This window comes from Streptomyces huiliensis, from assembly GCF_020037025.1.
GTDB classification, from domain to species: domain Bacteria; phylum Actinomycetota; class Actinomycetes; order Streptomycetales; family Streptomycetaceae; genus Streptomyces; species Streptomyces huiliensis.
The window spans coordinates 1-22878 of sequence record NZ_JAIQLH010000114.1; the positions used below are offsets into that span (position 1 = coordinate 1).

Sequence of the window (22878 nt, forward strand, 5' to 3'; positions counted from 1 at the left end):
GGCCGCCCGGTGGCCGCCGGCGACGGCGATCTGCACCCGGGCGGCGGGGTCGCGGCCGCCCGCGAGCACCGGGTGTTCGCGGGCCACTCCGGGGGCGGCGAGGGCGGCGGCCCGTACGGGGTCCGTCGGCGCGGTGCCGGAAGCCGGCCCGGCTCCTTCCGGCTCCCGGGGCCGTTCCGGCGGCAGGCGGTGCTGGTCCGTCGGCAGGCCGGGCAGCACGTCCGTCACCCTCAGGTCGATCGCCGCCCACTCCAGCCCCAGCCGTTCCTCGGACACCGCCCACAGCGCGGCGCGCAGCCGGTCGGCCGTCTCGTACAGCGGCTCGTGCGGGACGTCGTGCGCGAACTCGCGGGGGACGGCGCCGGGGGCGAGCGCCGCGGTCAGGTCCGCCGCGCAGCGCAGCGGGCCCGGCGGGAGCGCGCCGGGCGGAACGGGGAACGCGGAGGGCTCCGCGGCACCGGCGGGAGCGCCGGCCGCCGTGACGCGGAGGGTTCCGAGGCGGACGCCGGCCACCCCGCGCGCCGCCCGGCGCAGTACGGCGGCGACCGCCTCCTCGGTGATCCAGGCGCCGTCGGCCGGATCCCCCAGGGGCAGCAGCGCGCCGATCCCGAGCTGCCGGCGGACGGCGCGGGCGAGGGCGTCCGGCGCGCCGCCGAGGTGGTCATGGCTGCCTTCGTCGCCCGGCCGGTCCGGCCCGGTCTGCGTGTCCACGGTCATCCCTGTCGTCCCACCGCCGTCTTCCGTCCCCGGAAGGCACCAGACTGCCGTATTCCGCGCCGCCCGGCGCGCCGGACGGCGCGGAACGGCCGACGGCGGCCGGCCGGGTGCCCGGGATGTCGCGCACGCCGCGAAGATCTCCCCAGCAGGGCCTATGGTGTCAACAGGACCGGTGACACAGGATCGGTGACGTTCGCCCCTCCTTGTGTCGTCCTTTTCTCGTCCCCTCGGAAGCATTCCTTCGGAAGCGAGGCGAACGACCATGACCGACACCGCAGCACGCGGCCGGGCCGAGGGGCCGGGCCCCGACGGCCGCGAGGGCGGAGCCAAGGAGTTCGTGGCCCCCGCCGACCGGGGCCGCACCACCATCGCCGACGGCGTCGTCGAGAAGATCGCCGGAATGGCCGCCCGCGACGTGGTCGGCGTCCACGCCATGGGCGGTGGTCTGGCCAGGACCTTCGGCGCGGTCCGCGACCGGGTCCCCGGCGGCGGCAAGTCCGTCACGCGCGGGGTGAAGGCCGAGGTCGGCGAGGTGCAGACCGCGCTCGACCTGGAGATCGTCGTCGACTACGGCGTCGCCATCGCCGACGTGGCCCGCGCCGTGCGCGAGAACGTGATCGCCGCGGTGGAACGGATGACCGGCCTGGAGGTCGTCGAGGTGAACATCGCGGTGAGCGACGTGAAGCTGCCGGACGAGGAAGACGAGGAGCCGGCGGCGCCCAGGATCCAGTGAGGCACACCGGCCGGCCCCCGGGGCCGGCCCGCCCGTCCGATTGGTGGAGGAGCGCACGATGAGCATGGCCGTGGTCGGCTTGATCGTCGGCATGGCGCTGGGATTCGCCGGGTACTTCGGCGGTTTCGGTGCCTTCCTGCTGGTGGCGGCGCTGGGCGTCGTCGGGTTCGTCGTGGGCCGGTTCCTGGAGGGGGACCTGGAGCTCGGCGACTTCCTCCGGCCGCGCGACCGCGACCGCGACCGCGAGCACGACGGCCGGCGGAGGTAGGCGGTGCCGGGAGGGCGGGCCGTGGAACCGGCCGCACGCGGGGCGACCCGGATCGCCGACCGCGTCGTCGCGAAGATCGCGGCACAGGCCGCGCGCGAGGCGCTCGACGGGGAGCCGGGCGGGCCCGGCGGGGGTACGGGAGCGGGCGGCGGCGCGGACGGCGGGCGCACGCCCCCGTACGCGTCCGTGACCGTCCACGAGGACACGGCGCGGGTCCGCGTCTCGGTCGAACTCGGCTACCCGGCGGACCTCGGGGCGCACTGCCGCGCGGTCCGGCGGCGGATCGCCGAGCGGGTACGGACGCTGGCGGGCATGGAGGTGCCGGAGGTCGTGGTCACGGTGGAGCGGCTGCACTCGCCGCACATGGAGCGCGGCGCGGTGGAGCGGGTCAGATGAGCGAGCCGACGCCCGCCGCCGGGCCGGAACCGGTGGAACCTCCCGAGCCTCCCGAGGGCACGGAACGAGTGGACATCGGCCGCGCCGGGCGGTTCTGGTCCGCCCGCCGGCTGCCCGCGGCCCTGGTCGCCCTCGCCGTCCTGGCCCTGGCGGGGTTCTTCCTCTACGACGTGGCCGCCGTCCGCGCGGGTCACCCGGCCATGGGCTGGCGCCGCCGGCTCGCCCGGGAACTCGCCCACCGGCACCTCGACAACGGCTGGATCGTGACGGGCGCCGCGCTCGCCCTGCTGGCCGGCGTCTGGCTGATCGTCCTGGCGGTGACGCCCGGCCGGCGGGCGGTGCTGCCGATGCGCCGCGAGACCCCCGACCTGCGGGCCGGGCTCGACCGCAGGGCGGCCGCGCTGGTGCTCAGGGACCGGGTGATGGAAGTGCCGGGCGTGCAGTCCGTACGGGTCGACGTCGGGCGGCTCGCCGTCCGGGCCCGGGCCCAGGCGCACTTCCGGGACCTGGACGAGGTCCGTACCGACGTGGACGGCGTCCTGGCCGAGGGCGTACGGGAGTTGGGCCTCGCCCGGCGTCCCGTCCTCTCGGTCCGGGTGCGCCGGCCGGCGAGGCGGTGAGCGTACGGTGCTGAGGACCGTCAACCGGGTGCTGCTGGCCCTGACCGGGATCCTGCTCGTGGCCCTCGGCGCCGCCGTGCTCGTCGGCGCCCTCGACCTGCCGCTGCACTGGGACTTCTCGTTGCCGTCCGCCTGGCCCTTCACCGGCCCGGACGACGTGCTGCTCACCGACGCCGACCGGCGCCGGTGGCGCGACCACGACGGGTGGTGGGCCCTGGTGCTCGGCGGGCTCGCCCTCCTGGTGCTGCTGGCCCTGTGGTGGCTGCTCGCGCAGCTGCGCCGGCGCCGGCTGCGCGAGATCGTGATCGACTGCGGCGACGGGGAAGTGGCCCGGCTGCGCGGCCGGGCGCTGGAGGAGGCGCTGACCGCGGAGGCGGGCGCGCTGGCCGGCGTCGACCACGCCCACGTCGTCCTCACCCGCCACCGGGGCCGCCCCGAGGCCCGGATCACCCTGACCCTCGCCCCCCACGCGGCCCCGGCGACGGCCCTCCGCCGCCTCGACGCCGAGGCCCTCCACCACGCGCGTGCCTCGGCGGGCCTGCCCCGGCTGCGCGCGAAGGTCCGCCTGCGTGCGGTACGGCACCGGGCGGAGCGGGTGGGCTGACGCCCGGCGGACCGTGGCGGGTGCTGCCGGCCGCGGCCGGGGGGACCGGGTGCCGACGGCGGCGGCAGTCCCCGCGTCGGCTCCCGCGCCGGGGCGTCTCGCGTCCCTGCCGCGCCCTGCGGCCGATCGTCCGCGCCGTCGTCGTCGCCCTACCGGCCGAGGGCCCGCTCTTCCGGCCCGTTCGCCGTGTCCTTCGGCCGACGTCCCGCCGCTTGGCGGGTGCCGCCGGTCCGGCTGGGGGCGGGCTCCCCGGCGGGAAGCCGTCGAGGACTCGGCCGCGGGCTCCCGTCCCCGCCGGGAAGGGCGGGGGTTCGGATGCGGCCAGGGTGGGGCCTGCCGTGGTCCGTGGCCGGGGTGTGGGCCGGGTCGTGCGGTGGGTGGAGTGACCGGGTGCCGGCGGCGGCAGCGGTCGTGGCGTCGGCTCCCGGCCGGGGCGCATCGCGCACCGTGGCCCCTGCGGCGCCCGCGCCACCGTGTGTCCCCGCCCCGCGCCGCGCGCCCGCACCCGGTCAGAAGCCGTGCCGGGCCCCGCCGTCGACCGGGATCATGACGCCCGTGAGGTAGGAGGCGGCGGGGGACAGCGCGAAGGCCGCCACCGTGCCGAACTCCTCCGGGGTGCCGTAGCGGCGCAGCGGGATCGCCTGCGCGCGGGCGGTCCTGGTCGCCTCCGGGTCCTCGGTGAGGCCGTCGAGTTCGCGGACCCGGTCGGTGTCGATGCGGCCGGGGAGCAGGCCGACGACGCGGATGCCGCGCGGGCCGAGCTCCGTCGCGAGGGACTTGGCGAAGCCGGCCAGGCCGGGGCGGAGGCCGTTGGAGACGGTGAGGCCGGTGATGGGCTCGTGGACCGAGGAGGAGAGGACGAAGCCGATCACGCCGCCCTCGGACAGTTCGGCGGCGGCGGTCCTGGCGAGGCGTACGGCGCCGAGGAAGACGGACTCGAAGGCCGCCCGCCACTGGTCGTCGTCGTTGTCGGCGAACCCGCCCGCCGGCGGGCCGCCGACGCTGACGAGGACGCCGTCGAAGCGTCCGAAGCGTTCGCGCGCGGTGGCGATCAGCCGGCCGGCCGCGGCCGGGTCCGCGTTGTCGGCGGCCACGCCCACCGCGCCGGGGCCGAGTTCCGCGGCGGCGGCCTCCGCCGCGGCCGCGTCCCGGCCGGAGAGCACCACGCGGGCTCCGTCGGCCACCAGCCGGCGGGCGGTGGCGTGGCCCAGCCCGCGGGTCGCGCCGGTGAGTACGTACACCCGGTCCCTGAGTCCAAGATCCATGCGGCCAGTGTGCCGGGTGGGGGACGGGTTGTCAGGAGGTCAGCCCGAGGTGGGAGGCGCGGCCGTGGCGGCCGCCTTGGGCTGCGGCTCGGGGTCCGGGTCCGCCGCGCCGGCCGCCTTCTTCGCGGCGGCCGCCACCTGGTCGCGGTGCTCGCGGCGGACCAGGATGACCCAGCCGACCGGCACGAACGCCGCGAACAGCCACCACTGGACGGTGTACGCCATGTGGTTGCCGATGCTGCTGTGGTCGGGGTCGTCGATGGTCTGCGGCTGGCCGTCGGGCGCGGGGGAGATGAGCTCCAGGTAGCCGCCCAGCATGGGGCGGTGCAGCTGCTCGCCCTGCCGCCGGCTGTTGATGATCATGATCGTCCGGGGTGGCAGCCCCTTGGTGTCCCGGATGTAGCTGCCCGGGTCCTCGTCCGCCCGCAGCCGGCCGACCAGGTCGATCGTGCCGGACGGCGGCGCGGGCACCTTGGGGAACTCGCGCTGGCCGGCGTCGGCCGGCACCCAGCCGCGGTTGACCAGGATCGCCTTGCCGTCCTCCAGGACGAAGGGCGTGATGACCATGTATCCGGACTTGCCGGAGTTGTCGGTGCGAAGCCGCGCCACCACCTCGCCCTTGGCGTCGTACCGCCCCCGGGCGGTGCCGCGGCGCCAGACGTTGTCGTCCGGCACCTCGCGCCCGGGCGCGGTGAGCTCCGTGACGGGGGCGGGCGGGCGGGTGAGGGTGCGTTCGATGCGGTTGTTGCGCGCCACCCGTTGCTCATGGCGATGGAGCTGCCAGAAGCCCAATTCGATCATCACCGGGATGAGGACGAGCCCCACGAGCGTGAGGATCACCCACTGCCGGGTCAGCAGGAAGCGGTACACCTACGTGACGGTACCTGGTGGCTCCGTCCGACTTGTCACGGGGTGCCGGGCCGCCGCGCGCCGGACGCCGTGCCGGTCGCGCCCGCCGGGACGACGTGCGAGAGCAGCTGGACGAAGGCGGCCTCGTCCACCACGGGCGTCCCGAACTGGCGGGCTTTGACCGCCTTGGAGGTGTAGGCGTCCGGATCGTTGGTGACCAGCAGGCTGGTGAGCCGGGAGAGGCTCGTCGCCACGTGCAGCCCGGCCTCCGTCGTCCGGTCCTCCAAGAGGTCCCGGTCGATGGAGGTGTCACCGGAGAACGCCACCCGCATGCCCTGGATGAGCTGTTTGCCCGGTTCGTACCGCCCGGGGTTGGGGTACGGGCAGGCGGGCCGCCGCCGGCTGGGCCGCCAGCTCGCCGGTCCTCCGCCGTGCCGCCGGTCCGGCTGGTAGCCGACCGTCGCCGAGCGGACGGCCGCGGGCCCGTCCGACCACTCCGTCAGCGGCTGACAGGCCAGCAGCGGCAGTCGCAGCCCCGCCTCGGCCGCCAGGTGCAGGCTCGGCCGGAACGCCTCGGCCAGCACCCGCGCGTCGTCGAGCGCGTGGTGCGCCTGCCGCTGGACCACCCCGTAGTGCGCGGCCAGCGACTCCAGCTTGTGGTTGGGCAGCGGCAGCCGCAGCTCCTTGGAGAGCGCGATCGTGCACAGCCGCTGGCGCACCGGCGCCTCGGCCCGCGCCCGGGCGTACTCGCGCGCGATCATGGACCAGTCGAAGGCCGCGTTGTGCGCGACCAGCACCCGCCCGTCGAGCCGCCGTGCGAACTCCTCCGCGACGTCCTCGAACAGCGGTGCGTCCGCGAGGACTTCTGAGGTGAGCCCGTGGATCCAGACCGGCCCGGGATCGCGCCGCGGGTTCACCAGCGTGTACCAGGTGTCCTCCACCCGGCCTCTGGCGTCCAGTTGGTAGACGGCGGCCGACACTATGCGGTCGTCCCGGGCGAGACCGGTGGTCTCGACGTCGACGACCGCGTATCCGTCGGGATACGCGGCCGGCCACGTGGCGGGCGATGCGGCTGCGGTGCGGTCTTCGAGCATGGTCCCAGAGCTTACGGGCCCCCACTGACAACGGGCCCCGGCCCCCGCCCCCGACGCTCCGGCGACCGGGCGGCGCTCCGGGCCGCGCACCCGGCCCCGCCTCACCGAACCTTGAGTAACCCCGATCAATACCCGACGGTAACAACCCCTAGCGGGACGCCCGTAGGGGTGCTTATGGTGCCGTCATGCCGCACCTTCCGGACGTCGTGTTGTGGTCGGTCCCCGCCTTCGCCGTGCTCACCGCGATCGAAGTGGTGAGCTACCGGATCCATCCGGACGAGGAGGCCGAGGGGTACGCGACCAAGGACGCGGCGACCAGCATCGGCATGGGCGTGGGCAGCGTCGTCTTCGACGCGCTCTGGAAGATCCCGATCGTGGCCGTGTACAGCGCGATCTACGAGCTCACGCCGCTGCGGGTCCCCGTGCTGTGGTGGACGCTGCCGCTGATGCTGCTCGCCCAGGACTTCTTCTACTACTGGTCGCACCGCGGGCACCACGTCGTCAGGATCCTCTGGGCCTGCCACGTGGTGCACCACTCCAGCCGCAAGTTCAACTTCACCACCGCGCTCCGCCAGCCCTGGACGACCTGGACGGTCTGGCCGTTCTACGTCCCCATGGTCGCCGCCGGCGTGCACCCGGCCGCGGTGGCCTTCTGCTCCGGGGTCAACCTCGTCTACCAGTTCTGGGTGCACACCGAGCGGATCGGCAGGCTGCCCCGGCCGTTCGAGTACGTCCTGAACACCCCGTCGCACCACCGCGTCCACCACGCCTCGCAAGGCGGCTACCTGGACCGCAACTTCGGCGGGATCCTCATCGTCTGGGACCGCCTCTTCGGCTCCTTCGTCGCCGAGGCCGAACGGCCGGTCTACGGGCTGACGAAGAACATCCACACCTACAACCCGCTCCGGGTCGCCACCCACGAGTACGCCGCCATCGCCCGTGACCTCCGCGCCGCCCGGAGCTGGCGGGAACGGGCCGGGCGGATCTTCCGCGGCCCGGGCTGGCAGCCGCGCCCGCCGGCGGCGCCACCGCTCCGTACCAAAGCCGAGCAGACGGCGGCACCGGAGAGCGTCGGATGAGGGCCTTCCGCGGACGCTTCCGGCCGTCGCGCGGACCGGCGCTCGCCTTCGCCGCCGCCGCGGGCGTCCACCTGGGGGCGCTCGCCGGCGGCGCCGCGCCCGTCGCCCGCGCCACCAAGCCGGTCCTGATGCCGCTGCTCGCCGAGTACGTGCTCCGGCGCGGCGGCCCCCGGACGCTCGCCCTCGCCCTGCTGTGCGGCTGCGCCGGCGACACCCTGCTCCAGCTCTCCGGGGAACTCCCCTTCCTGCTGGGCATGGGCGCCTTCGCGGCCGGGCACGGCTGCTACCTCGCCCTGTTCGCCCGGCACGGAGACCGGCCCACGAGCCGCCGCCTCGCCGCCGGTTACGCCGCCGCCTGGGCCGGCACGACCGCCCTCCTCTGGCCGGGCCTGCCGGCCGGCCTACGGCCGCCCGTCGCGCTGTACGGGCTGCTGCTGACGGCGACGGCGTACGGCGCCGTCCGGACCCGGCGGCGGGCGGCGGCCGGCGGTGCGCTCTTCCTGCTCTCGGACACCCTCATCGCGGCCGGTCTCGCCGGCCGGCCGCAGCCGCCCGTACCCCAGTTCTGGATCATGCTGACCTACCTGGGCGCGCAGTACCTGCTGGCGGAGGGCGTGCTGAAGGCCGCCGCAGACGACGCAGAGGGGGCCCGGCAGCGGCCGGGCCCCCCGCACGCGTCAGCCGCGCGTCACTTCTTCACGGCCGCCAGGGCGTCGACGATGCCGTAGCCGTAGTGGCTGTTGATGTTCTTGGTGCCGACGCAGGGAGCGTCCGCAGGGGCGTTGACCGGGCAGCCCGGGTTCTTCGCCTGGGCCTTGAGGATCCACTGGATCTCGGCCGCGTTGGACTTGGGGTGCGTCGCCTTCAGCAGCGCCGCCACACCGGCCACGTGCGGGCCGGCCATCGAGGTGCCCTGCAGGTAGGCGTAGTCGCCGCCCGGCATGGTGGACAGGATCCGGCCGTCCTTGGCGGGCGCGTCCGGCACCTGGCGGACGTCGCCGCCGGGGGCCGCGACGTCGATGGCGTTCTGGCCGTAGTTGGAGTAGTACGACTTCAGCGAGTTGACGCCGGTCGCCGACACGGTGACCACGCCGGGCAGCTGGGCCGGGACGTCCAGGCAGGTGGACGGGTCGATGTCACGCGAGCCGGGCTTGGTGTCGTTGGGGCTCGACTTGTCCGTGATCTTCTTCGAGCCGAGGTCGAAGTTGGAGTTGCCCGCGGAGGCGACGTTGACGACGCCCTTGCGGTCGGCGTACGCGGTGGCGCGGCCGACCGCGTCGGCTATCGCCTTCTGGTCCGCGTCGTTCGCGCAGTTGAACATCCACGGGTCGACGTAGTAGCTGTTGTTCGTCACCGCTATGCCGTGGTCGGCGGCGAAGACGAAGGCGCAGACGACGCTCTCCGCGTAGAAGAAGCTGCCGTTCTTGGTGCTCACCTTGATGGCGGAGACCTTGGTGTTCGGGGCGACGCCCGTGACGCCTATCCCGTTGCGCGCCGCGGCTATGGTGCCGGCGACGTGCGTCCCGTGGTAGTCCTCCTTGGGGTTGTACGGCCGCCAGGCGCCCGCGCTGGTGTCTGCCTTGCCGGTGACGCAGCTGGCCGACTGGGAGCGGGAGAAGTTCGGGGCGAGGTCGGGGTGGGTGTCGTCGACGCCCGTGTCGATGACGCCGACGGTGACCTTGCGGCTGCCCGGGTTGATCTTCGAGGCCTTGTCGGCCCCGATGGCGGACATGTCCCACTGGAGGCTCTCCAGCGGCTCCTTGCCCGGCTTGGCGGCCTTGGCGGCGGCCAGCGCGTGGGACTTCGACAGCTTCAGCTTCTCGGGCTTGCCGACGTCCGTCGTGGCGGCCGGGGTGATGGGGGCGGTCCGGGTGGCTCCCGCCGACTCCACGCCGGGCACCGCGCGCAGCGCCTTGGCGAAGTCGGGGTTCTTGGAGTGCGCGACGATGACGCCGATCTTGTCGTACGACTCCACGATGCTGCCGCCGTTGCTGCCGACGGCCTTCTTCACCTGGGCGAGCGTGGCCCGCTCGGTGCCGGTGTTGACCACGTACGACAGCAGCGGGCCGTCCGTCCGCACCTTGGCCTGCGGGGCCTTCGCGGCCGGCGCGGCGGCCGTGGCGGTGCCCGGCAGGAAGCCGATCGACGCCGTCAGGGCCAGGCCGACGGGGAAGGCGAGAGCGGCGTGGCGGCGTCTCGGGCGCAGATGAGCCATGGGAACTCCACATCATCCGGGGAGCCGTCCGGGCACCAGGCGTGCCGGACGGGTACATGACGAGTGAAGCTAGCGCCGATCATGCGCGCTGAGCAATGAATTCCCCAAGAAAAAACGTCACATGCCCGCCGCAAGCCAAGGGAACCCGCCGCAAGCCAGGGGAAGGGGACAGTCCGTCCGCTCTCGCCCGGGTGCCGACACTTCGCCGGAGCCCTGCCCGGACCGCGCCGGCTCAGCCGCCGCCCCCGCGCAGGGCCTCGATGCTCAGCAGGGGCAGCGGCACCCGCGGCCCGTACCAGCGGCCCGCGGTGGGAACGACGGCCGGCCGGGCGGCGGGGGCGGCCGGTACGGGGGACGTCAACCTGATGATTCCGAACGGGCGTCGACCGGGGGACTGCGGCGGAGGCGGCGACTCGGTGCTCACGCCAGGTCAACGAGGCGGCGGGCGGCGGGTATTGCGCCGACCGGCCGCGCTGCGTCGTGCGACGTCCTCCCCCTGTCGCATACTGCGGTGTCCCTCTACGATGCGTGATCCGAATCACAGTCCATCGGATATCGGTCATCAAGCGCACCCCCCAACCCCACCGTCAGGAGAGGCCGTGGACTCAGAAGAGGTCGCGGAGACCCCACCCACCACAGCACACCCGGAGGGCACACCCGCCCATCCCGGCATCCCCGGTCAGCCCGACCGCTTCACCGCCGTCCAGGAGAGCGCGGAGTTCGGCGAACTGCGCCGGGCGCACCGCTCCTTCGCCTTCCCGCTGACCGTCGCCTTCATCGGCTGGTACCTGCTCTACGTCCTGCTGTCCAACTACGCCGGCGACTTCATGGGCACCACCGTGGCCGGGCACGTCAACGTCGCCCTCGTCCTCGGCCTCGCCCAGTTCGTCACCACCTTCCTCATCGCCTGGTGGTACGCGCGGCACGCCGCGGCCCGTATCGACCCCAAGGCGGAAGCCCTCAAGGCCCGTATGGAGGCCGCCGAATGACCGGCGCACCGACCGCCGCGCCCCTGCTCGCCGCCGCGAGCGGCGCGGGGGAGCACCGCACTCTGATCATCACCCTGTTCTCGGTCTTCGTCGCCATCACCCTGGGCATCACCGTCTGGGCCGGCCGGCAGACCAAGGGCGCCGACGACTTCTACGCCGGCGGCCGCTCCTTCACCGGCTTCCAGAACGGCCTCGCGATCTCCGGCGACTACATGTCCGCCGCCTCGTTCCTCGGCATCGCCGGCGCCATCGCCCTCTTCGGCTACGACGGCTTCCTGTACTCCATCGGCTTCCTCGTCGCCTGGCTGGTCGCCCTGCTGCTCGTCGCCGAGCCGCTGCGCAACTCCGGCCGCTTCACCATGGCCGACGTCCTCGCCCACCGGCTGAGGCAGCGGCCGGTGCGCACCGCCGCGGGCACCTCCACCATCGTCGTGTCGATCTTCTACCTGCTGGCCCAGATGGTCGGCGCGGGCGCCCTCGTGGCCCTGCTGCTGGGTGCGAGCGGCGAGGGGTCGCGGCGCTGGATCATCGCCCTGGTCGGGCTGGTCATGGTGCTGTACGTGACGATCGGCGGCATGAAGGGCACCACCTGGGTGCAGATCGTCAAGGCGGTCCTGCTCATCGCGGGCACCCTGCTGATCACCATCCTGGTGTTGAACAAGTTCGACTGGAACCTCTCCCAGCTGCTCGGCGCCGCGGCCGACAAGAGCGGCAAGGGCAAGGCGTTCCTGGAACCCGGACTCCAGTACGGCAAGGACGGCACGTCCAAGCTCAACTTCATCTCGCTGGGCATCGCGCTCGTCCTGGGCACGGCCGGCCTGCCGCACATCCTGATCCGCTTCTACACCGTGCCCACCGCCAAGGCCGCCCGGAAGTCGGTGAACTGGGCCATCGGCATCATCGGCGCGTTCTACCTGATGACCATCGCGCTGGGCTTCGGCGCCGCCGCCCTGGTCGGCTCCAAGACGATCATCGCCTCGAACGAGTCCGGCAACACCGCCGCGCCGCTGCTCGCCGAGGAGGTCGGCGGAGGTGCCGGCTCCACCGGCGGCGCCATCCTGCTCGCGGTCATCTCGGCCGTCGCCTTCGCCACCATCCTCGCGGTGGTCGCGGGCCTCACCCTCGCCTCCTCCGCCTCGTTCGCCCACGACCTGTGGGCCAACGTGATCCGCAAGGGGCGGACGAGCGAGAAGGAGGAGCTGCTCACCGCCAAGATCGCGGCCGTGGTGATCGGCGGCATCTCCATCGCGCTGGGCATCTTCGCCCACCGGCTCAACGCCGCCGCCCTCGTCGCCCTCGCCTTCGCCGTCGCCGCCTCGGCCAACCTGCCGACGATCCTCTACAGCCTGTTCTGGAAGCGCTTCACCACCCGGGGCGCCCTGTGGTCGATCTACGGCGGACTCGTCAGCTCCGTCACCCTGGTGATCTTCTCGCCGGTCGTCTCCGGCAACGAGAAGGCCCTCTTCCCCGGCATGAGCTTCGACTGGTTCCCGCTCGGCAACCCCGGCCTGGTCTCCATCCCGCTCGGCTTCCTGCTCGGCTGGCTGGGCTCGCTGCTCTCCCGCGAGGCCGCCGACCCGAAGAAGTACGCCGAACTGGAGGTCCGCTCGCTCACCGGCTACGGCGCGCACTGATTCGTATCGCGCGCTGATCCGTACGCCCTTGAGCGTCCCCCGAGCACCGGCGGTCCCGGAACTGTCGGTGCTCAGGGGGCATCGCGTACGCTGCGGGGATCGGCACCACAAGCGATCAACGGGAATCACCGGCCATCAGCGGGAGGGGCAGCGCCGTGCTCATCGACACCTACGGCCGCGTCGCCACCGACCTGCGGGTCTCCCTGACCGACCGGTGCAACCTGCGCTGCACCTACTGCATGCCCGAAGAGGGCCTCGCCTGGCTCGCCAAGCCCGAGCTGCTCACCGACGACGAGACCGTCCGCCTGGTGCGGATCGCCGTCACCCTGCTCGGCGTCACCGAAGTCCGCTTCACCGGCGGCGAACCGCTGCTCCGCCGCGGCCTGGTGGACATCGTCGAGCGCTGCGCCGCCCTCCGTGCCGACGGGGCCGACGGGGCCCGCCCCCGGCTGTCGCTCACCACCAACGGCATCGGCCTCGCCCGGAGCGCCGACGCCCTCAAGGCGGCAGGACTGGACCGCGTCAACGTCTCCCTCGACACCCTGCGCCCCGACGCCTTCGCCGCCCTCACCCGGCGCCGGCGCCACCAGGACGTCCTCGACGGCCTCGCCGCCGCCCGCGCCGCCGGCCTCGAACCCGTCAAGGTCAACACCGTGCTGATGCCGGGGCTCAACGAGGACGAGGCCCCCGACCTGCTCGCCTGGGCCGTCGAGAACGGCTACGAACTGCGCTTCATCGAACAGATGCCGCTGGACGCCCAGCACGGCTGGCGCCGCGAGCGGATGATCACCGCGGGCGACATCCTGACGAGCCTGCGCACCCGCTTCGACCTCACCCCCGAGCCCGGCCCCGAGCGCGGCTCCGCGCCCGCCGAGCGCTGGCTCGTCGACGGCGGCCCGGCCCGGGTCGGCGTCATCGGCTCCGTCACCCGCCCGTTCTGCGCGGCCTGCGACCGCACCCGGCTCACCGCCGACGGCCAGGTGCGCACCTGCCTGTTCGCCACCGAGGAGACGGACCTGCGGGGCGCCCTGCGCTCGGGGGCCGGCGACGAGGAGATCGCCGCGCTGTGGCGGCGGGCCATGCGCGGCAAGAAGGCGGGCTCGGGCCTCGACGACCCGGCGTTCCTCCAGCCGCGCCGCCCGATGTCCGCGATCGGCGGCTGACGCTTTCAGGAGCCGGTGCCCATCAGGAGCCGGTGCTCAGCCCTCCCGGGCCTCCCACTCCTCGAACCGCACCACGTCCTTGAGGAACCCGCGCAGCCCCAGGAAGTTCGCCAGGTGCTCACGGTGCTCGTCGCAGGCCAGCCAGGTCTTGCGGCGCTCGGGGGTGTGCAGCTTGGGGTTGTTCCACGCCAGCACCCACACCGCGGGAGCGCGGCAGCCCTTGGCGGAGCAGATCGGAGCGGTCTCAGGGAAGTTCACGCGTCAACTCTACGGAACCCCGGGGAACGCCCAGGCCGCTGACCTCGGCACGTCCCGCGGGCGTCCGGACACGACGATGCCGGGCAGCCACGGGGGAAGCCGCCCGGCATCGATCATTCGCTCCGACGGGGGATGCGGAGCGCCTACGAAGTATGTCACGGAGAGCCCCCTGAAGGGCACCGAAAGACATGATTGATTTGAGCTTTTCCTGAGCTTGCCCTTATCGGGCACGGGCGCCAAGCCTCAGTCCTGGCCGCCCTGTTGACCCACGCGACCGCTCCCATCAGCGGACTCCTCGGCTCCGGCGGGTCCGTGCGGCAGCGCCGGCCGCGTCGGCGCGGGGATGAACGTCCCGGGGAGCGAAGGGGCGTTCTCCCGGCCCGCGTTGGCGATGACGACCGCGATGTACGGCAGCAGTGCGCCCAGCACCAGCGTGCCGATCGCGACGTAACGCTCCACGTTCCAGAGCACCACGGTCAGGATGACGGAGAGCGTCCGGATCCCCATCGAGATCACGTAGCGGCGCTGCCGCCCACGCACGTCCTCGTTCAGTCCCTGGCGGGCCCCGGTGATCCGGAAGGTCTCCGTCTGCCCGCGCTTCCGCATCACATCCACCACCCGATTCGCCTCACTGCCTCCGGTGCGAACCGTTCCTCGTACCGGTGTGTACTCAACGTTACGCCGCGGCCTCCGCCGGGACGAGGGCGGGGCGGCTCCGGATTCGCCGCCGGGACGGCGCTCGACGTGCGGGGGACGGCGTGCGGAAGGCTTCGACGTGCGCCGGACGGGCGGCGGGCCGACACTGGCGTGAGCACGCTCCGCAGCGTCGCACGAGGAGGCGGCATGAACTGGTTGTGGGCCATCATCGTCGGTCTCGTTCTCGGCCTGATCGCCAAGGCGATCCTGCCGGGCAAGCAAGCGATCCCCATCTGGTTGACGATCATCTGCGGCATGATCGGCTCCCTGCTGGGCAACTGGGCGGCCACCGGGCTGGGCGTCCACCACACCAGCGGCATCGACTGGATCCGGCACCTGCTCCAGCTGGTCGGCGCCGTCATCGTCGTCGCCATCGGAGACCGGCTCTGGGCCGGGACGCGGGGCAGGCGGGGAGCGCGGACCTAGGGGGTGTCTGACGGATCTCCGCGGCGTCGCGGCGTCCGGCACGCACTCTCGCCGCACCGGCCGAAAGCCCACGTACGCCCAGTACGAGGGCTTCCGGCCGGCACGCCGAGAGCACGCACCGGACGCCGCTCCTTCCCCGCGGAGATCCGTCAGACACCCCCTAGGGCTCCGCGCGACGCCACCGCCCCCGGGAACGGGTGCGGGCGGACCGGAGGACCGGCCCGCCCGCACCCGTTCGGCGGTGACTACAGCCCGCGGAGCTCCGCGATCCGCCGGCCCGTCTTCAGGTAGACGGACCCCGTCGCCGAAAGACCGGCACCCGACAGCAGCTCGGGCACCACCTCGGCCAGCGGACGGATCGCGTCCGCCTCGGCCAGCACGATCGCCTGCTGCCCGCCGTCGGTCTCGACGACCAGCCGCAGACCGTTCTGCTTGGCGACCCGGCGCGCGGCCGAGGCGCTCGGCTGGAAGCCCAGCACCTTGCTGAGCACCGCCGTGACCGGCTCGGCGCCGTGCTCGGCCACCTCGACCACCGGCAGGTCGCCGACGTCGGTGAAGGTCTTCTTCGAGAACTGCGCGACGAAACCGGCGCGCGCGGCCATCGCCGCCTCGACCCCGTACAGGGCCGCGACGACCTCACCGGCCAGGACCTTCTTCAGGTCCATCGGGTGCAGCGAACGCTCCCCGACCCGGCCGAGCGCGAGCGCGATCTCCGCGTCCGTCCACTCGGTCCACGCCTTCAGGTACGGCTCCATCAGCCGGTCCGGCACCGACATGATCTTGCCGAAGACGTCGTCGGCGGTCGCGGTCAGACCCACGTAGTTGCCCTTGGACTTGGACATCTTCGCGCCGGTGCCGTCGGTGCCCTCGATCAGCGGCATCGTCACCACCAGCTGCGGACGCTGCCCGCGCAGCTCCATCAGCTTGCGGCCCATCTGCAGGTTGAGCAGCTGGTCGGCGCCGCCCAGCTCCACGTCGCAGTCCAGCGCCACCGAGTCCAGGCCCTGCGCGATCGGGTACAGCAGCTCCGACATGGTCAGGCCCGAGCCCGCGGCGAGGCGGTTGCGGAAGTCCTCGCGCTGCAGCAGCGTCGAGACCGGCACCTGGTTGAGCAGGCCCAGCAGCTCCGGGAACGTGTACGGGGCCAGCCACTCGCTGTTCTGGACGAAGCGGACCTTCTCGAAGTCGAAGAAGGGCCGCACCTGCTCGCGGTAGCCCGCGAGGTTCTTCTCGATGTCGTCGTCGGTCAGCGGCGGGCGCTCGGCCGTCCGGCCCGTCGGGTCGCCGATCTTGGCGGTGAAGTCGCCGATCAGCAGCGAGACGTCGTGGCCCATCCGCTGGAAGCGGTTGAGGACGATCATCGGCACGGTGTGGCCGAGGTGCACGTCGGCCGCGGTCGGGTCGATGCCCAGCTTGATGTGCAGGCCCTTGCCGGCGGCCCGGCGCTCGTCGATCCGCTCGGCCAGCTTGTCGGTGCCGGGCAGCACCTCCACCGCACGGCCGGCGATCAGCTCCGCCTGCTCCCGCGCCGAGAGGTCCGACAGGTCCAGATAACGCCGCGCCTTGGTCTCGGTGAGCAGCTGCTCCACGGTCGAGTCGAGGGAGAGGTCCTGCGCGAGGAGCTCACTGGCGCGGGCGACGGATTCGCCGAGGCGTGTCATGGCGTTCCTGAGATCTGTAGCGGACGGTTGGTCCCCGGCACCCGGCGGGCACAGGGGGCGGAACAGGTTGGGTCGTGCGCCAGTCTATTCGGCCGCACGCGCGACGACCCCGTCCCTACCGCCCCTCCGTCCCCGCTCACACTCCCTTTCCTCCCTGCTCACACTCCTTTGCCTCCCCGCTCACACCCCCCTGCTCACCGAGCTCATGTGGAAGTCGGGCACCCGCAGCGCCGGCATCGCCGCGCGCGGGCAGTCCTTGGCCAGGTCGCGCGGCACCGTGCGCTCGGTGCGGCCCGCCTCCACCGCCCGGGACAGCAGGTCCACCGGCGACTCGTTGAACCGGAAGTTGTTCGCCTCGCCGACGACCTCACCGTCCCGCACCAGCAGGACGCCGTCCCGCGTCAGCCCGGTGACCAGCAGCGACGCCGGGTCCACCTCGCGGATGTACCAGAGCGAGGTGAGCAGCAGCTCGGGCCCGTCGTGCCCGCTCGCGGCCACCATCTCCTCCAGCGACCGGGTCCCGCCCGCCTCCAGGATCAGGTTGTCCGTGTACGGCGCGACGGGCAGGCCCGTCAGCTCGGCGGTGTGCCGGCCGGCGGTCAGCCGCTCCAGCACCCCGTCGCGGATCCAGTCCGTCGCCCCCAGCGGCAGCCCGCTGTCGAAGACCGACAGCCGGGTGTCCGCCCCGTCCGTCAGCACGAACGGCGCGCACTCCAGGCCCGGGGCGGACGGGTCGCTGCGCAGCGTCAGCGGCAGCCCGGACAGCTTCTCGCCCACCCGCGTCCGACCGCTCACCCGCGTCGGCCCGCCCGGCCCGCCACCGTCTCGTCCGTCACCGCCGCTTCCGCCCCCGCCACCCGGCCGCCCGAACACCGTCCGGCCCTCCGCCGCGTCCCGGGCGTCCGCCCGCAGCTGCTGGTAGCACAACAGATCCGCCACGGCCGTCGGCGGCAGCAGCGTCGGGTACCGCCCGGCGGGCAGCTCACTGCGGCCCCGGGCCGCCCAGGCCAGCCGCCGGGCCAGCTCCGCGTCCAGCAGGCGCGGATCGACGTCCGCGAACGCGTCGGTGGCCCGCGACAACCACGCCGAACGGGGATCGCGCACGTCCTTGGCGTTCAGCTCCACCCGGCCCATGGGCTGGTCGTGCCGCAGCCGCAGCCCCGTCGAGGTGCCCAGATAGGAGGTGACCGTCTGGTGCCGGGCGTAGCCGTACAGCTCGCGGCCCTCGGCCCGGGCGCGGGCGAAGGACTCGCCGAGGGCCGGGGCGAACGCGTCGAAGACGGCGGCGGACGTCTCGGCCGGCGGGTCCTCGAACGCGGGGGAGTGCGGCACGCCCGTCACCAGCGGCCGCGCGTCGTCGGCGGGCCCCGCCCCGCGCGCGGCCTCCTCGGCGGCCCGCACCAGCGGCTCCACGTCGTCGGCCGTCACCGCCGAGCCCGACACCACACCCGCGGCCGTACCCTGCCCGCCCGCCACGGTCGCGATCACGGTCACCGCGCGCCCGCGCGCGGTGCCGTTGGTGGTCAGCGCGTTGCGCGCCCAGCGCAGATCGGCCGACGAGCGCTCGGCGACGACCACCGCGCAGCCGTCCGCGCGGGAGAGCGAGAGGGCCCGCTCCACGAGCTCCTGCGGCCTGTTCCGACGTGCTGTCACGTGTGGGCTCCCCTCGTCGTCGACCCGGTTCCGTACGATCCGCCGCCGCGCCTCACCGGCCCGCCTCCCGCACCGTGTTGAGCACGTTCACCCCGCGGAAGAGCGCCGACGGGCAGCCGTGCGACACCGCCGCGACCTGCCCCGGCTGCGCCTTGCCGCAGTTGAACGCCCCACCCAGCACATACGTCTCCGGGCCGCCCACCGCGCTCATCGACCCCCAGAAGTCCGTGGTGGTCGCCTGGTACGCCACGTCGCGCAGCTGCCCGGCGAGCCGCCCCCGCTCGATCCGGAAGAAGCGCTGCCCGGTGAACTGGAAGTTGTACCGCTGCTGGTCGATCGACCAGGACCGGTTGCCGACGACGTAGATCCCGCGGTCCACGCCCGCGATCAGCTCCTCGGTCGACGGCCCGTCCGGCGCGGGCCGCAGCGAGACGTTGGCCATCCGCTGGACCGGGATGTGCGACGGCGAGTCGGCGTACGCGCAGCCGTTGGACCGGCCGAGGCCGTGCAGCCGGGCGATCCGGCGGTCGAGCTGCCAGCCGACCAGGATCCCGTCCCTGACGATGTCCCACGACTGGGCGGCCACCCCCTCGTCGTCGTAGCCGACGGTCGCCAGGCCGTGCTCGGCCGTCCGGTCGCCGGTGACGTTCATCAGCGGCGAGCCGTAGACGAGCGTCCCCAGCAGGTCCGGGGTGGCGAACGAGGTGCCCGCGTACGCCGCCTCGTAGCCGAGCGCCCGGTCCAGCTCGGTGGCGTGGCCGATGGACTCGTGGATGGTCAGCCAGAGGTTGGACGGGTCGATGACCAGGTCGTACGCGCCGGGCCGCACGCTCGGCGCGCGGACCTTCGCCGCCAGCAGCTCCGGCAGCTCGGCCAGCTCCGCGTCCCAGTCCCAGCCCGTGCCCGTCAGGTACTCCCAGCCGCGGGCCGTCGGCGGGGCGAGGGTGCGCATCGACTCCACGCCGCCTGCCGGGTCCACGGCCACCGCCGTCAGCTGCGGGTGCGTCCGGACGCGCTGCTGGGTGGTGACCGTGCCCGCCGTGTCCGCGTAGAACTTGTTCTCGTGGATGGCCACCAGGGACGCGTCGGCGTGCGCGACCCCGTCGGCGGCCAGCAGCCGGGCGCTGTAGTCGGCCAGCAGGGCGGTCCGCTCGGCGGCCGGTACGCCGAACGGGTCCCGTTCGTACGGCGACACCCAGGTCCGGTCCGCGTACACCGGCTCGTCCGCCAGCTCCACGCGGTCGCCGGAGCCGGCCGCTGCGGTCACCTTCCCCGCCAGCCGGGCCATGGCCACGGCCTGGCCGGCCACCCGGGCGGCGGCGTCCATCGACAGCTCCGTCCCGGCGGCGAAGCCCCAGGCGCCGCCGTGCACCACGCGGACGGCGTACCCCTGGTCCGTGGTGTCCGCCGAGCCCGCGAGCCGGGCGTCGCGCAGCCGCCAGGAGGCGTTGCGCACCCGCTCCAGGCGGAAGTCGGCGTGGTCGGCGCCCAGCGCGCGGGCGCGGGCCAGGGCGGCGTCGGCGAGGGGGCGCAGGGGGAGTGCGAGGAAAGACGCGTCGATGGCGTGCGGCACGGAACCTCCCGGGGTCGTCGCCGAGCATCATGCCCACCCGCCGGTGCCCTTCCGCGGGAGATCCGGGAGATTCTGTAGAGATCCGACAGCGACCGGCCACGCCGCCTGTCAGTGCCCGATTGTCGCCCCGGCGACCTCTACCGATACGTTCATGTAGTCCAGCTCCGTCCCTGTACGGATTCGTCAACGGAAGGGTGATCCTTTGAGCCGCTCGGTTCTCGTCACCGGAGGAAACCGGGGCATCGGCCTCGCCATCGCGCGCGCGTTCGCCGACGCGGGCGACAAGGTCGCCGTCACCTACCGCTCGGGCGAGCCCCCGGCCGACTTCTTGGCCGTCAAGTGCGACATCACGGACCCGGAGCAGGTCGAGCAGGCGTTCAAGGAGATCGAGGAGAAGCAGGGCGCGGTCGAGGTGCTGGTGGCCAACGCCGGCGTCACCCGCGACCAGCTGCTGCTCCGCATGTCCGAGGAGGACTTCACCTCGGTGGTGGAGACCAACCTCACCGGGACGTTCCGCGTCGTCAAGCGCGCCTCCCGGCCCATGCTCCGCGCCCGCAAGGGCCGCGTCGTGCTGATCTCCTCCGTGGTGGGCCTGCTGGGCTCGGCCGGGCAGGCGAACTACGCGGCGTCCAAGGCCGGCCTCGTCGGCTTCGCCCGTTCTGTCGCCCGCGAGCTGGGTTCCCGGAACATCACCGTCAACGTCGTCGCCCCCGGTTTCGTGGACACCGACATGACGCGCGTGCTCAGCGACGAGCAGCGCGCGGGGATCGTGGCCAACGTTCCGCTGGGCCGCTACGCGCAGCCCGAGGAGATCGCCGCCTCGGTCCGCTTCCTCGCCTCCGAAGAGGCCGCATACATCACCGGAGCCGTCATTCCTGTCGACGGCGGATTGGGCATGGGTCACTGAACGCCATGAGTGGAATCCTCGCAGGCAAGCGCATCCTGGTCACGGGTGTCCTCACCGAGCAGTCGATCGCCTTCCAGGCCGCGAAGGTGGCCCAGAACGAGGGCGCCGAGGTCGTCCTGACCGGCTTCGGCCGGCTCTCCCTGGTCGAGCGCATCGCCAAGCGGCTCCCGAAGCCGGCGCCGGTGATCGAGCTGGACGTCAGCAACCAGGAGCACCTGGACGGCCTGGCCGCCAAGGTACGCGAGCACATCGGCGACGACGTGCCCCTCGACGGCATCGTGCACTCGATCGCCTTCGGCCCCCAGGGCGCCTTCAACTTCCTCGACGCCACGTGGGAGGACGTCTCCACGGCCGTCCAGGTCTCGGCGTACTCCTACAAGTCGCTGGCCATGGCCCTGCTGCCGCTGATGCGCGAGGGCTCCTCCATCGTCGGCCTCACCTTCGACGCCCAGATCGCCTGGCCGAAGTACGACTGGATGGGCGTCGCCAAGGCCGCCCTCGAGGGCACCAACCGCTACCTCGCCCGCGACCTGGGCCCCAAGGGCATCCGCTGCAACCTGGTCTCGGCCGGCCCGATCAAGTCCATGGCCGCCAAGTCCATCCCGGGCTTCGAGGAGCTCGCGGACGTCTGGAACCACCGCGCCCCCATCGGCTGGGACCTGGCCGACCCGGAGCCTGCGGGCCGCGGCGTCGTGGGCATGCTGTCGGACTTCTTCCCGCGGACGACGGGGGAGATCGTGCACGTCGACGGCGGCGTGCACATGATGGGTGCCTGACGCTTCGGGCACACACAAGGGCCGCGGACCGGGAAACCGGCCCGCGGCCCTTTTGCCAGCCCGTCCGGCGGGTGAGGACGCGCGCCGCCGGCGCGCTCGGGGGGTGCGGGGGCTCGCCCCCGCAGAAACGGTGAAAGGGCGGGACTGGGGCACCCCCGACCGGGGCGCGCAGCGCCCCGAGTCGAGAACCGGGCCGCTCACCCCCACACTGGGAGAACCGGGCCGCCCGGGACCCCCCCAGGGAACGGCCGTGGGAGGAGGAGCCGGCCGTGATACGCATACGCATCGCCACGACGAAAGCAGCCGCCCTGCTCCTGACGGCAACAACCCTGGCGGCCCCCGCCGCCGCCGGCACACCACCCGCCCCCCACCAAGAAGCCGAGTGCCACACCAGAATCCGCGGCTCCCACGCCACAGCGGACTGCTACAACGGCAACGCCACCCCCGACCGAGTCCAGCTGCACCTCCGCTGCGCCCACTGGTGGGACCCGGCCATGGACACCGCCCCGGCAGCCGTCGACCCGACCCGGCACGTCACCCTCTCCCAGCGCTGCTGGCTACGCATACGGGAGGCGTGGGTGAGTCACACACCCGGTTGACCGCCGTGCCCGCCCCGCGACACGTAGGGATGCTCACCGGCCTCCGCGGCGGCCGCCGCCGCGTCCCCGGCCCGGATGGCGTCGACCAGCCGGCCGTGGTCGGTCAGCGTCTGGGGCCGCGGCCCGGCGCCGACGTCCGCGCGGAGGAACTCCCGGACGACGAAGCCGAGATCGGCGTAGAGCGCGGCGAGCACGTCGTTGTGCGCGGCGGCGACGACGGCGGTGTGGAACGTCGCGTCGGCCTCGACGAACCGCTCGAGATCCCCCGACCGCCAGGCTTCCGCCCGCCGCTCGAGCAGCAGCTCCAACTGGTCGAGATCCGCCGGAGTCCGCCGCTCCGCGGCCAGAGCGGCAGCCTTGGTCTCCAGGGCGCTGCGCAGCTCGGCGACGTGCCGGGGCTCGGCCCGGGCGAAGCGCCGGCTCATCACCCCGGCCAGCTCGCTGGTGGCGACGACGTAGGTGCCGGAGCCCTGCCGGATCGCGAGCAGCCCGTTGTGCGCGAGGGCGCGCACGGCCTCCCGGACGGTGTTGCGGGCGACGCCGAGCCGTTCGACGAGCTCCGGTTCGGTGGGGATGCGGGAGCCGACCGGCCACTCGCCGGAGGTGATCTGGGTCCGCAGCTGGGCGATGACCTGATCGACGAGGGGGGCCTTGTGAGGCGAGGTCAGCGGCATGGCACTCCATTCATCCCATGATTCTATGA

General features: G+C 73.4%; 26 protein-coding genes. 14 read left to right on the forward strand and 12 right to left on the reverse strand.

The features are described 5' to 3' along the window. On the reverse strand, window positions 1–711 hold a 711-nt coding region (locus tag JNW98_RS20480), incomplete at its 3' end, for a hypothetical protein (RefSeq protein WP_223769719.1). 268 nt (window positions 712–979) lie between these two features. Here JNW98_RS20480 and JNW98_RS20485 point away from each other — a divergent pair. Genes JNW98_RS20485 through amaP form a run of 5 tightly spaced genes read left to right on the forward strand, consistent with a single transcriptional unit; the run spans window position 980 to window position 3338 of the window. Next, the gene (locus JNW98_RS20485; RefSeq protein ID WP_223769720.1) at window positions 980–1450 is read left to right on the forward strand and encodes an Asp23/Gls24 family envelope stress response protein; all 471 of its coding nucleotides are present in this window, start codon (window positions 980–982) and stop codon (window positions 1448–1450) included. A 58-nt stretch (window positions 1451–1508) separates the two neighbouring features. Further along, window positions 1509–1718 carry a hypothetical protein gene (locus JNW98_RS20490; protein ID WP_223769721.1) on the forward strand — a complete coding sequence of 70 codons (210 nt, stop codon included), beginning with the start codon at window positions 1509–1511 and terminating at the stop codon, window positions 1716–1718. Between the two features lie 21 nt (window positions 1719–1739). Further along, on the forward strand, window positions 1740–2114 hold the full coding sequence (locus tag JNW98_RS20495) for an Asp23/Gls24 family envelope stress response protein (protein ID WP_223769722.1): 375 nt from the start codon (window positions 1740–1742) through the stop codon (window positions 2112–2114). Continuing rightward, window positions 2111–2734, forward strand: a complete 624-nt coding sequence (locus tag JNW98_RS20500; protein ID WP_223769723.1) for a DUF6286 domain-containing protein — start codon at window positions 2111–2113, stop codon at window positions 2732–2734. Before JNW98_RS20495 ends, JNW98_RS20500 begins: the two co-directional genes overlap by 4 nt. Before the next feature lie 7 nt (window positions 2735–2741). Then, complete coding sequence (gene amaP, locus JNW98_RS20505) at window positions 2742–3338, forward strand: alkaline shock response membrane anchor protein AmaP (protein ID WP_223769724.1); 597 nt, start codon at window positions 2742–2744, stop codon at window positions 3336–3338. A gap of 509 nt (window positions 3339–3847) precedes the next feature. Here amaP and JNW98_RS20510 read toward each other — a convergent pair. From JNW98_RS20510 to JNW98_RS20520, 3 genes are read right to left on the reverse strand one after another with little or no spacing between them, the layout of a single operon-like run. Continuing rightward, entirely contained in the window at window positions 3848–4603 is a 756-nt protein-coding gene (locus JNW98_RS20510; protein ID WP_223769725.1) for an SDR family oxidoreductase, read from the reverse strand. Window positions 4604–4642: 39 nt separating this feature from the next. Next, window positions 4643–5473, reverse strand: coding sequence for an SURF1 family cytochrome oxidase biogenesis protein (locus JNW98_RS20515; protein WP_223769726.1), 831 nt, complete (start codon window positions 5471–5473; stop codon window positions 4643–4645). A gap of 35 nt (window positions 5474–5508) precedes the next feature. Then, on the reverse strand, window positions 5509–6546 hold the full coding sequence (locus JNW98_RS20520) for a DEDDh family exonuclease (protein ID WP_223769727.1): 1038 nt from the start codon (window positions 6544–6546) through the stop codon (window positions 5509–5511). A gap of 185 nt (window positions 6547–6731) precedes the next feature. Here JNW98_RS20520 and JNW98_RS20525 point away from each other — a divergent pair, with 185 nt between their 5' ends. Next, complete coding sequence (locus JNW98_RS20525) at window positions 6732–7625, forward strand: sterol desaturase family protein (protein WP_223769728.1); 894 nt, start codon at window positions 6732–6734, stop codon at window positions 7623–7625. Continuing rightward, window positions 7622–8353: a lysoplasmalogenase gene (locus tag JNW98_RS20530; RefSeq protein WP_223769729.1), complete on the forward strand. Its 732-nt coding sequence runs from the start codon at window positions 7622–7624 to the stop codon at window positions 8351–8353. The genes JNW98_RS20525 and JNW98_RS20530 overlap by 4 nt, the downstream gene beginning before the upstream one ends. On the opposite strand, the gene JNW98_RS20535 is transcribed toward JNW98_RS20530, so the two are convergent. Together JNW98_RS20535 and JNW98_RS36225 are read right to left on the reverse strand one after the other, a co-directional pair. Further along, window positions 8314–9840: a S8 family serine peptidase gene (locus tag JNW98_RS20535; RefSeq protein ID WP_223769730.1), complete on the reverse strand. Its 1527-nt coding sequence runs from the start codon at window positions 9838–9840 to the stop codon at window positions 8314–8316. The genes JNW98_RS20530 and JNW98_RS20535 overlap by 40 nt on opposite strands. A gap of 232 nt (window positions 9841–10072) precedes the next feature. Further along, window positions 10073–10201 (reverse strand): hypothetical protein, encoded by a 129-nt coding sequence (locus JNW98_RS36225; protein ID WP_263421014.1) that lies wholly within the window; start codon window positions 10199–10201, stop codon window positions 10073–10075. Window positions 10202–10439: 238 nt separating this feature from the next. Here JNW98_RS36225 and JNW98_RS20540 point away from each other — a divergent pair, with 238 nt between their 5' ends. The 3 genes from JNW98_RS20540 (at window position 10440) to moaA (ending at window position 13626) form a co-directional block, all read left to right on the forward strand. Continuing rightward, the gene (locus JNW98_RS20540; RefSeq protein WP_372459288.1) at window positions 10440–10829 is read left to right on the forward strand and encodes a DUF485 domain-containing protein; all 390 of its coding nucleotides are present in this window, start codon (window positions 10440–10442) and stop codon (window positions 10827–10829) included. Then, a complete protein-coding gene (locus JNW98_RS20545; RefSeq protein WP_223769731.1) occupies window positions 10826–12463 on the forward strand; it encodes a monocarboxylic acid transporter in 1638 nt (545 codons plus the stop codon). Before JNW98_RS20540 ends, JNW98_RS20545 begins: the two co-directional genes overlap by 4 nt. A gap of 155 nt (window positions 12464–12618) precedes the next feature. After that, window positions 12619–13626 carry a GTP 3',8-cyclase MoaA gene (moaA, locus tag JNW98_RS20550; protein WP_223769732.1) on the forward strand — a complete coding sequence of 336 codons (1008 nt, stop codon included), beginning with the start codon at window positions 12619–12621 and terminating at the stop codon, window positions 13624–13626. Window positions 13627–13662: 36 nt separating this feature from the next. Here moaA and JNW98_RS20555 read toward each other — a convergent pair whose 3' ends face one another. Next, window positions 13663–13884: a hypothetical protein gene (locus tag JNW98_RS20555; RefSeq protein ID WP_223769733.1), complete on the reverse strand. Its 222-nt coding sequence runs from the start codon at window positions 13882–13884 to the stop codon at window positions 13663–13665. A gap of 243 nt (window positions 13885–14127) precedes the next feature. Then, window positions 14128–14490 (reverse strand): DUF3099 domain-containing protein, encoded by a 363-nt coding sequence (locus tag JNW98_RS20560; RefSeq protein ID WP_223769734.1) that lies wholly within the window; start codon window positions 14488–14490, stop codon window positions 14128–14130. Between the two features lie 237 nt (window positions 14491–14727). On the opposite strand from JNW98_RS20560, the gene JNW98_RS20565 reads away from it, so the two are divergent. After that, on the forward strand, window positions 14728–15006 hold the full coding sequence (locus JNW98_RS20565) for a GlsB/YeaQ/YmgE family stress response membrane protein (RefSeq protein WP_223769735.1): 279 nt from the start codon (window positions 14728–14730) through the stop codon (window positions 15004–15006). A gap of 245 nt (window positions 15007–15251) precedes the next feature. Here JNW98_RS20565 and tyrS read toward each other — a convergent pair whose 3' ends face one another. From tyrS to JNW98_RS20580, 3 genes are all read right to left on the reverse strand, one after another. Next, complete coding sequence (tyrS, locus tag JNW98_RS20570) at window positions 15252–16667, reverse strand: tyrosine--tRNA ligase (RefSeq protein WP_223769736.1); 1416 nt, start codon at window positions 16665–16667, stop codon at window positions 15252–15254. Between the two features lie 180 nt (window positions 16668–16847). Next, a complete protein-coding gene (locus JNW98_RS20575) occupies window positions 16848–18320 on the reverse strand; it encodes a metallopeptidase TldD-related protein (protein ID WP_223769737.1) in 1473 nt (490 codons plus the stop codon). A 52-nt stretch (window positions 18321–18372) separates the two neighbouring features. Then, the gene (locus tag JNW98_RS20580) at window positions 18373–19893 is read right to left on the reverse strand and encodes a TldD/PmbA family protein (RefSeq protein ID WP_223769738.1); all 1521 of its coding nucleotides are present in this window, start codon (window positions 19891–19893) and stop codon (window positions 18373–18375) included. 202 nt (window positions 19894–20095) lie between these two features. Between JNW98_RS20580 and fabG the strand changes: the two genes are divergently transcribed. The 3 genes from fabG to JNW98_RS20595 all read left to right on the forward strand — a co-directional run bounded on the left by fabG (window position 20096) and on the right by JNW98_RS20595 (window position 22175). Beyond that, window positions 20096–20800 (forward strand): 3-oxoacyl-[acyl-carrier-protein] reductase, encoded by a 705-nt coding sequence (fabG, locus tag JNW98_RS20585; RefSeq protein ID WP_223769739.1) that lies wholly within the window; start codon window positions 20096–20098, stop codon window positions 20798–20800. A 5-nt stretch (window positions 20801–20805) separates the two neighbouring features. Continuing rightward, the gene (gene fabI / locus JNW98_RS20590; RefSeq protein ID WP_223769740.1) at window positions 20806–21576 is read left to right on the forward strand and encodes an enoyl-ACP reductase FabI; all 771 of its coding nucleotides are present in this window, start codon (window positions 20806–20808) and stop codon (window positions 21574–21576) included. 269 nt (window positions 21577–21845) lie between these two features. Then, a complete protein-coding gene (locus tag JNW98_RS20595) occupies window positions 21846–22175 on the forward strand; it encodes a hypothetical protein (protein ID WP_223769741.1) in 330 nt (109 codons plus the stop codon). On the opposite strand, the gene JNW98_RS20600 is transcribed toward JNW98_RS20595, so the two are convergent. After that, on the reverse strand, window positions 22160–22849 hold the full coding sequence (locus JNW98_RS20600; RefSeq protein WP_223769742.1) for a FadR/GntR family transcriptional regulator: 690 nt from the start codon (window positions 22847–22849) through the stop codon (window positions 22160–22162). The genes JNW98_RS20595 and JNW98_RS20600 overlap by 16 nt on opposite strands. Window positions 22850–22878 lie beyond the last annotated feature (29 nt).

Bases quoted from the DNA above. Each gene is read 5' to 3' on its own strand.
- JNW98_RS20545 (WP_223769731.1), top strand. From the start codon at position 10,826: ATGACCGGCGCACCGACCGCCGCGCCCCTGCTCGCCGCCGCGAGCGGC.
- JNW98_RS20525 (WP_223769728.1), top strand. From the start codon at position 6,732: ATGCCGCACCTTCCGGACGTCGTGTTGTGGTCGGTCCCCGCCTTCGCC.
- tyrS (WP_223769736.1), bottom strand. From the start codon at position 16,667: ATGACACGCCTCGGCGAATCCGTCGCCCGCGCCAGTGAGCTCCTCGCG.
- JNW98_RS20490 (WP_223769721.1), top strand. From the start codon at position 1,509: ATGAGCATGGCCGTGGTCGGCTTGATCGTCGGCATGGCGCTGGGATTC.
- JNW98_RS20565 (WP_223769735.1), top strand. From the start codon at position 14,728: ATGAACTGGTTGTGGGCCATCATCGTCGGTCTCGTTCTCGGCCTGATC.
- JNW98_RS20530 (WP_223769729.1), top strand. From the start codon at position 7,622: ATGAGGGCCTTCCGCGGACGCTTCCGGCCGTCGCGCGGACCGGCGCTC.
- JNW98_RS20600 (WP_223769742.1), bottom strand. From the start codon at position 22,849: ATGCCGCTGACCTCGCCTCACAAGGCCCCCCTCGTCGATCAGGTCATC.
- fabI (WP_223769740.1), top strand. From the start codon at position 20,806: ATGAGTGGAATCCTCGCAGGCAAGCGCATCCTGGTCACGGGTGTCCTC.
- JNW98_RS20510 (WP_223769725.1), bottom strand. From the start codon at position 4,603: ATGGATCTTGGACTCAGGGACCGGGTGTACGTACTCACCGGCGCGACC.
- JNW98_RS20520 (WP_223769727.1), bottom strand. From the start codon at position 6,546: ATGCTCGAAGACCGCACCGCAGCCGCATCGCCCGCCACGTGGCCGGCC.
- JNW98_RS20535 (WP_223769730.1), bottom strand. From the start codon at position 9,840: ATGGCTCATCTGCGCCCGAGACGCCGCCACGCCGCTCTCGCCTTCCCC.
- JNW98_RS20485 (WP_223769720.1), top strand. From the start codon at position 980: ATGACCGACACCGCAGCACGCGGCCGGGCCGAGGGGCCGGGCCCCGAC.
- JNW98_RS20500 (WP_223769723.1), top strand. From the start codon at position 2,111: ATGAGCGAGCCGACGCCCGCCGCCGGGCCGGAACCGGTGGAACCTCCC.
- JNW98_RS20560 (WP_223769734.1), bottom strand. From the start codon at position 14,490: ATGCGGAAGCGCGGGCAGACGGAGACCTTCCGGATCACCGGGGCCCGC.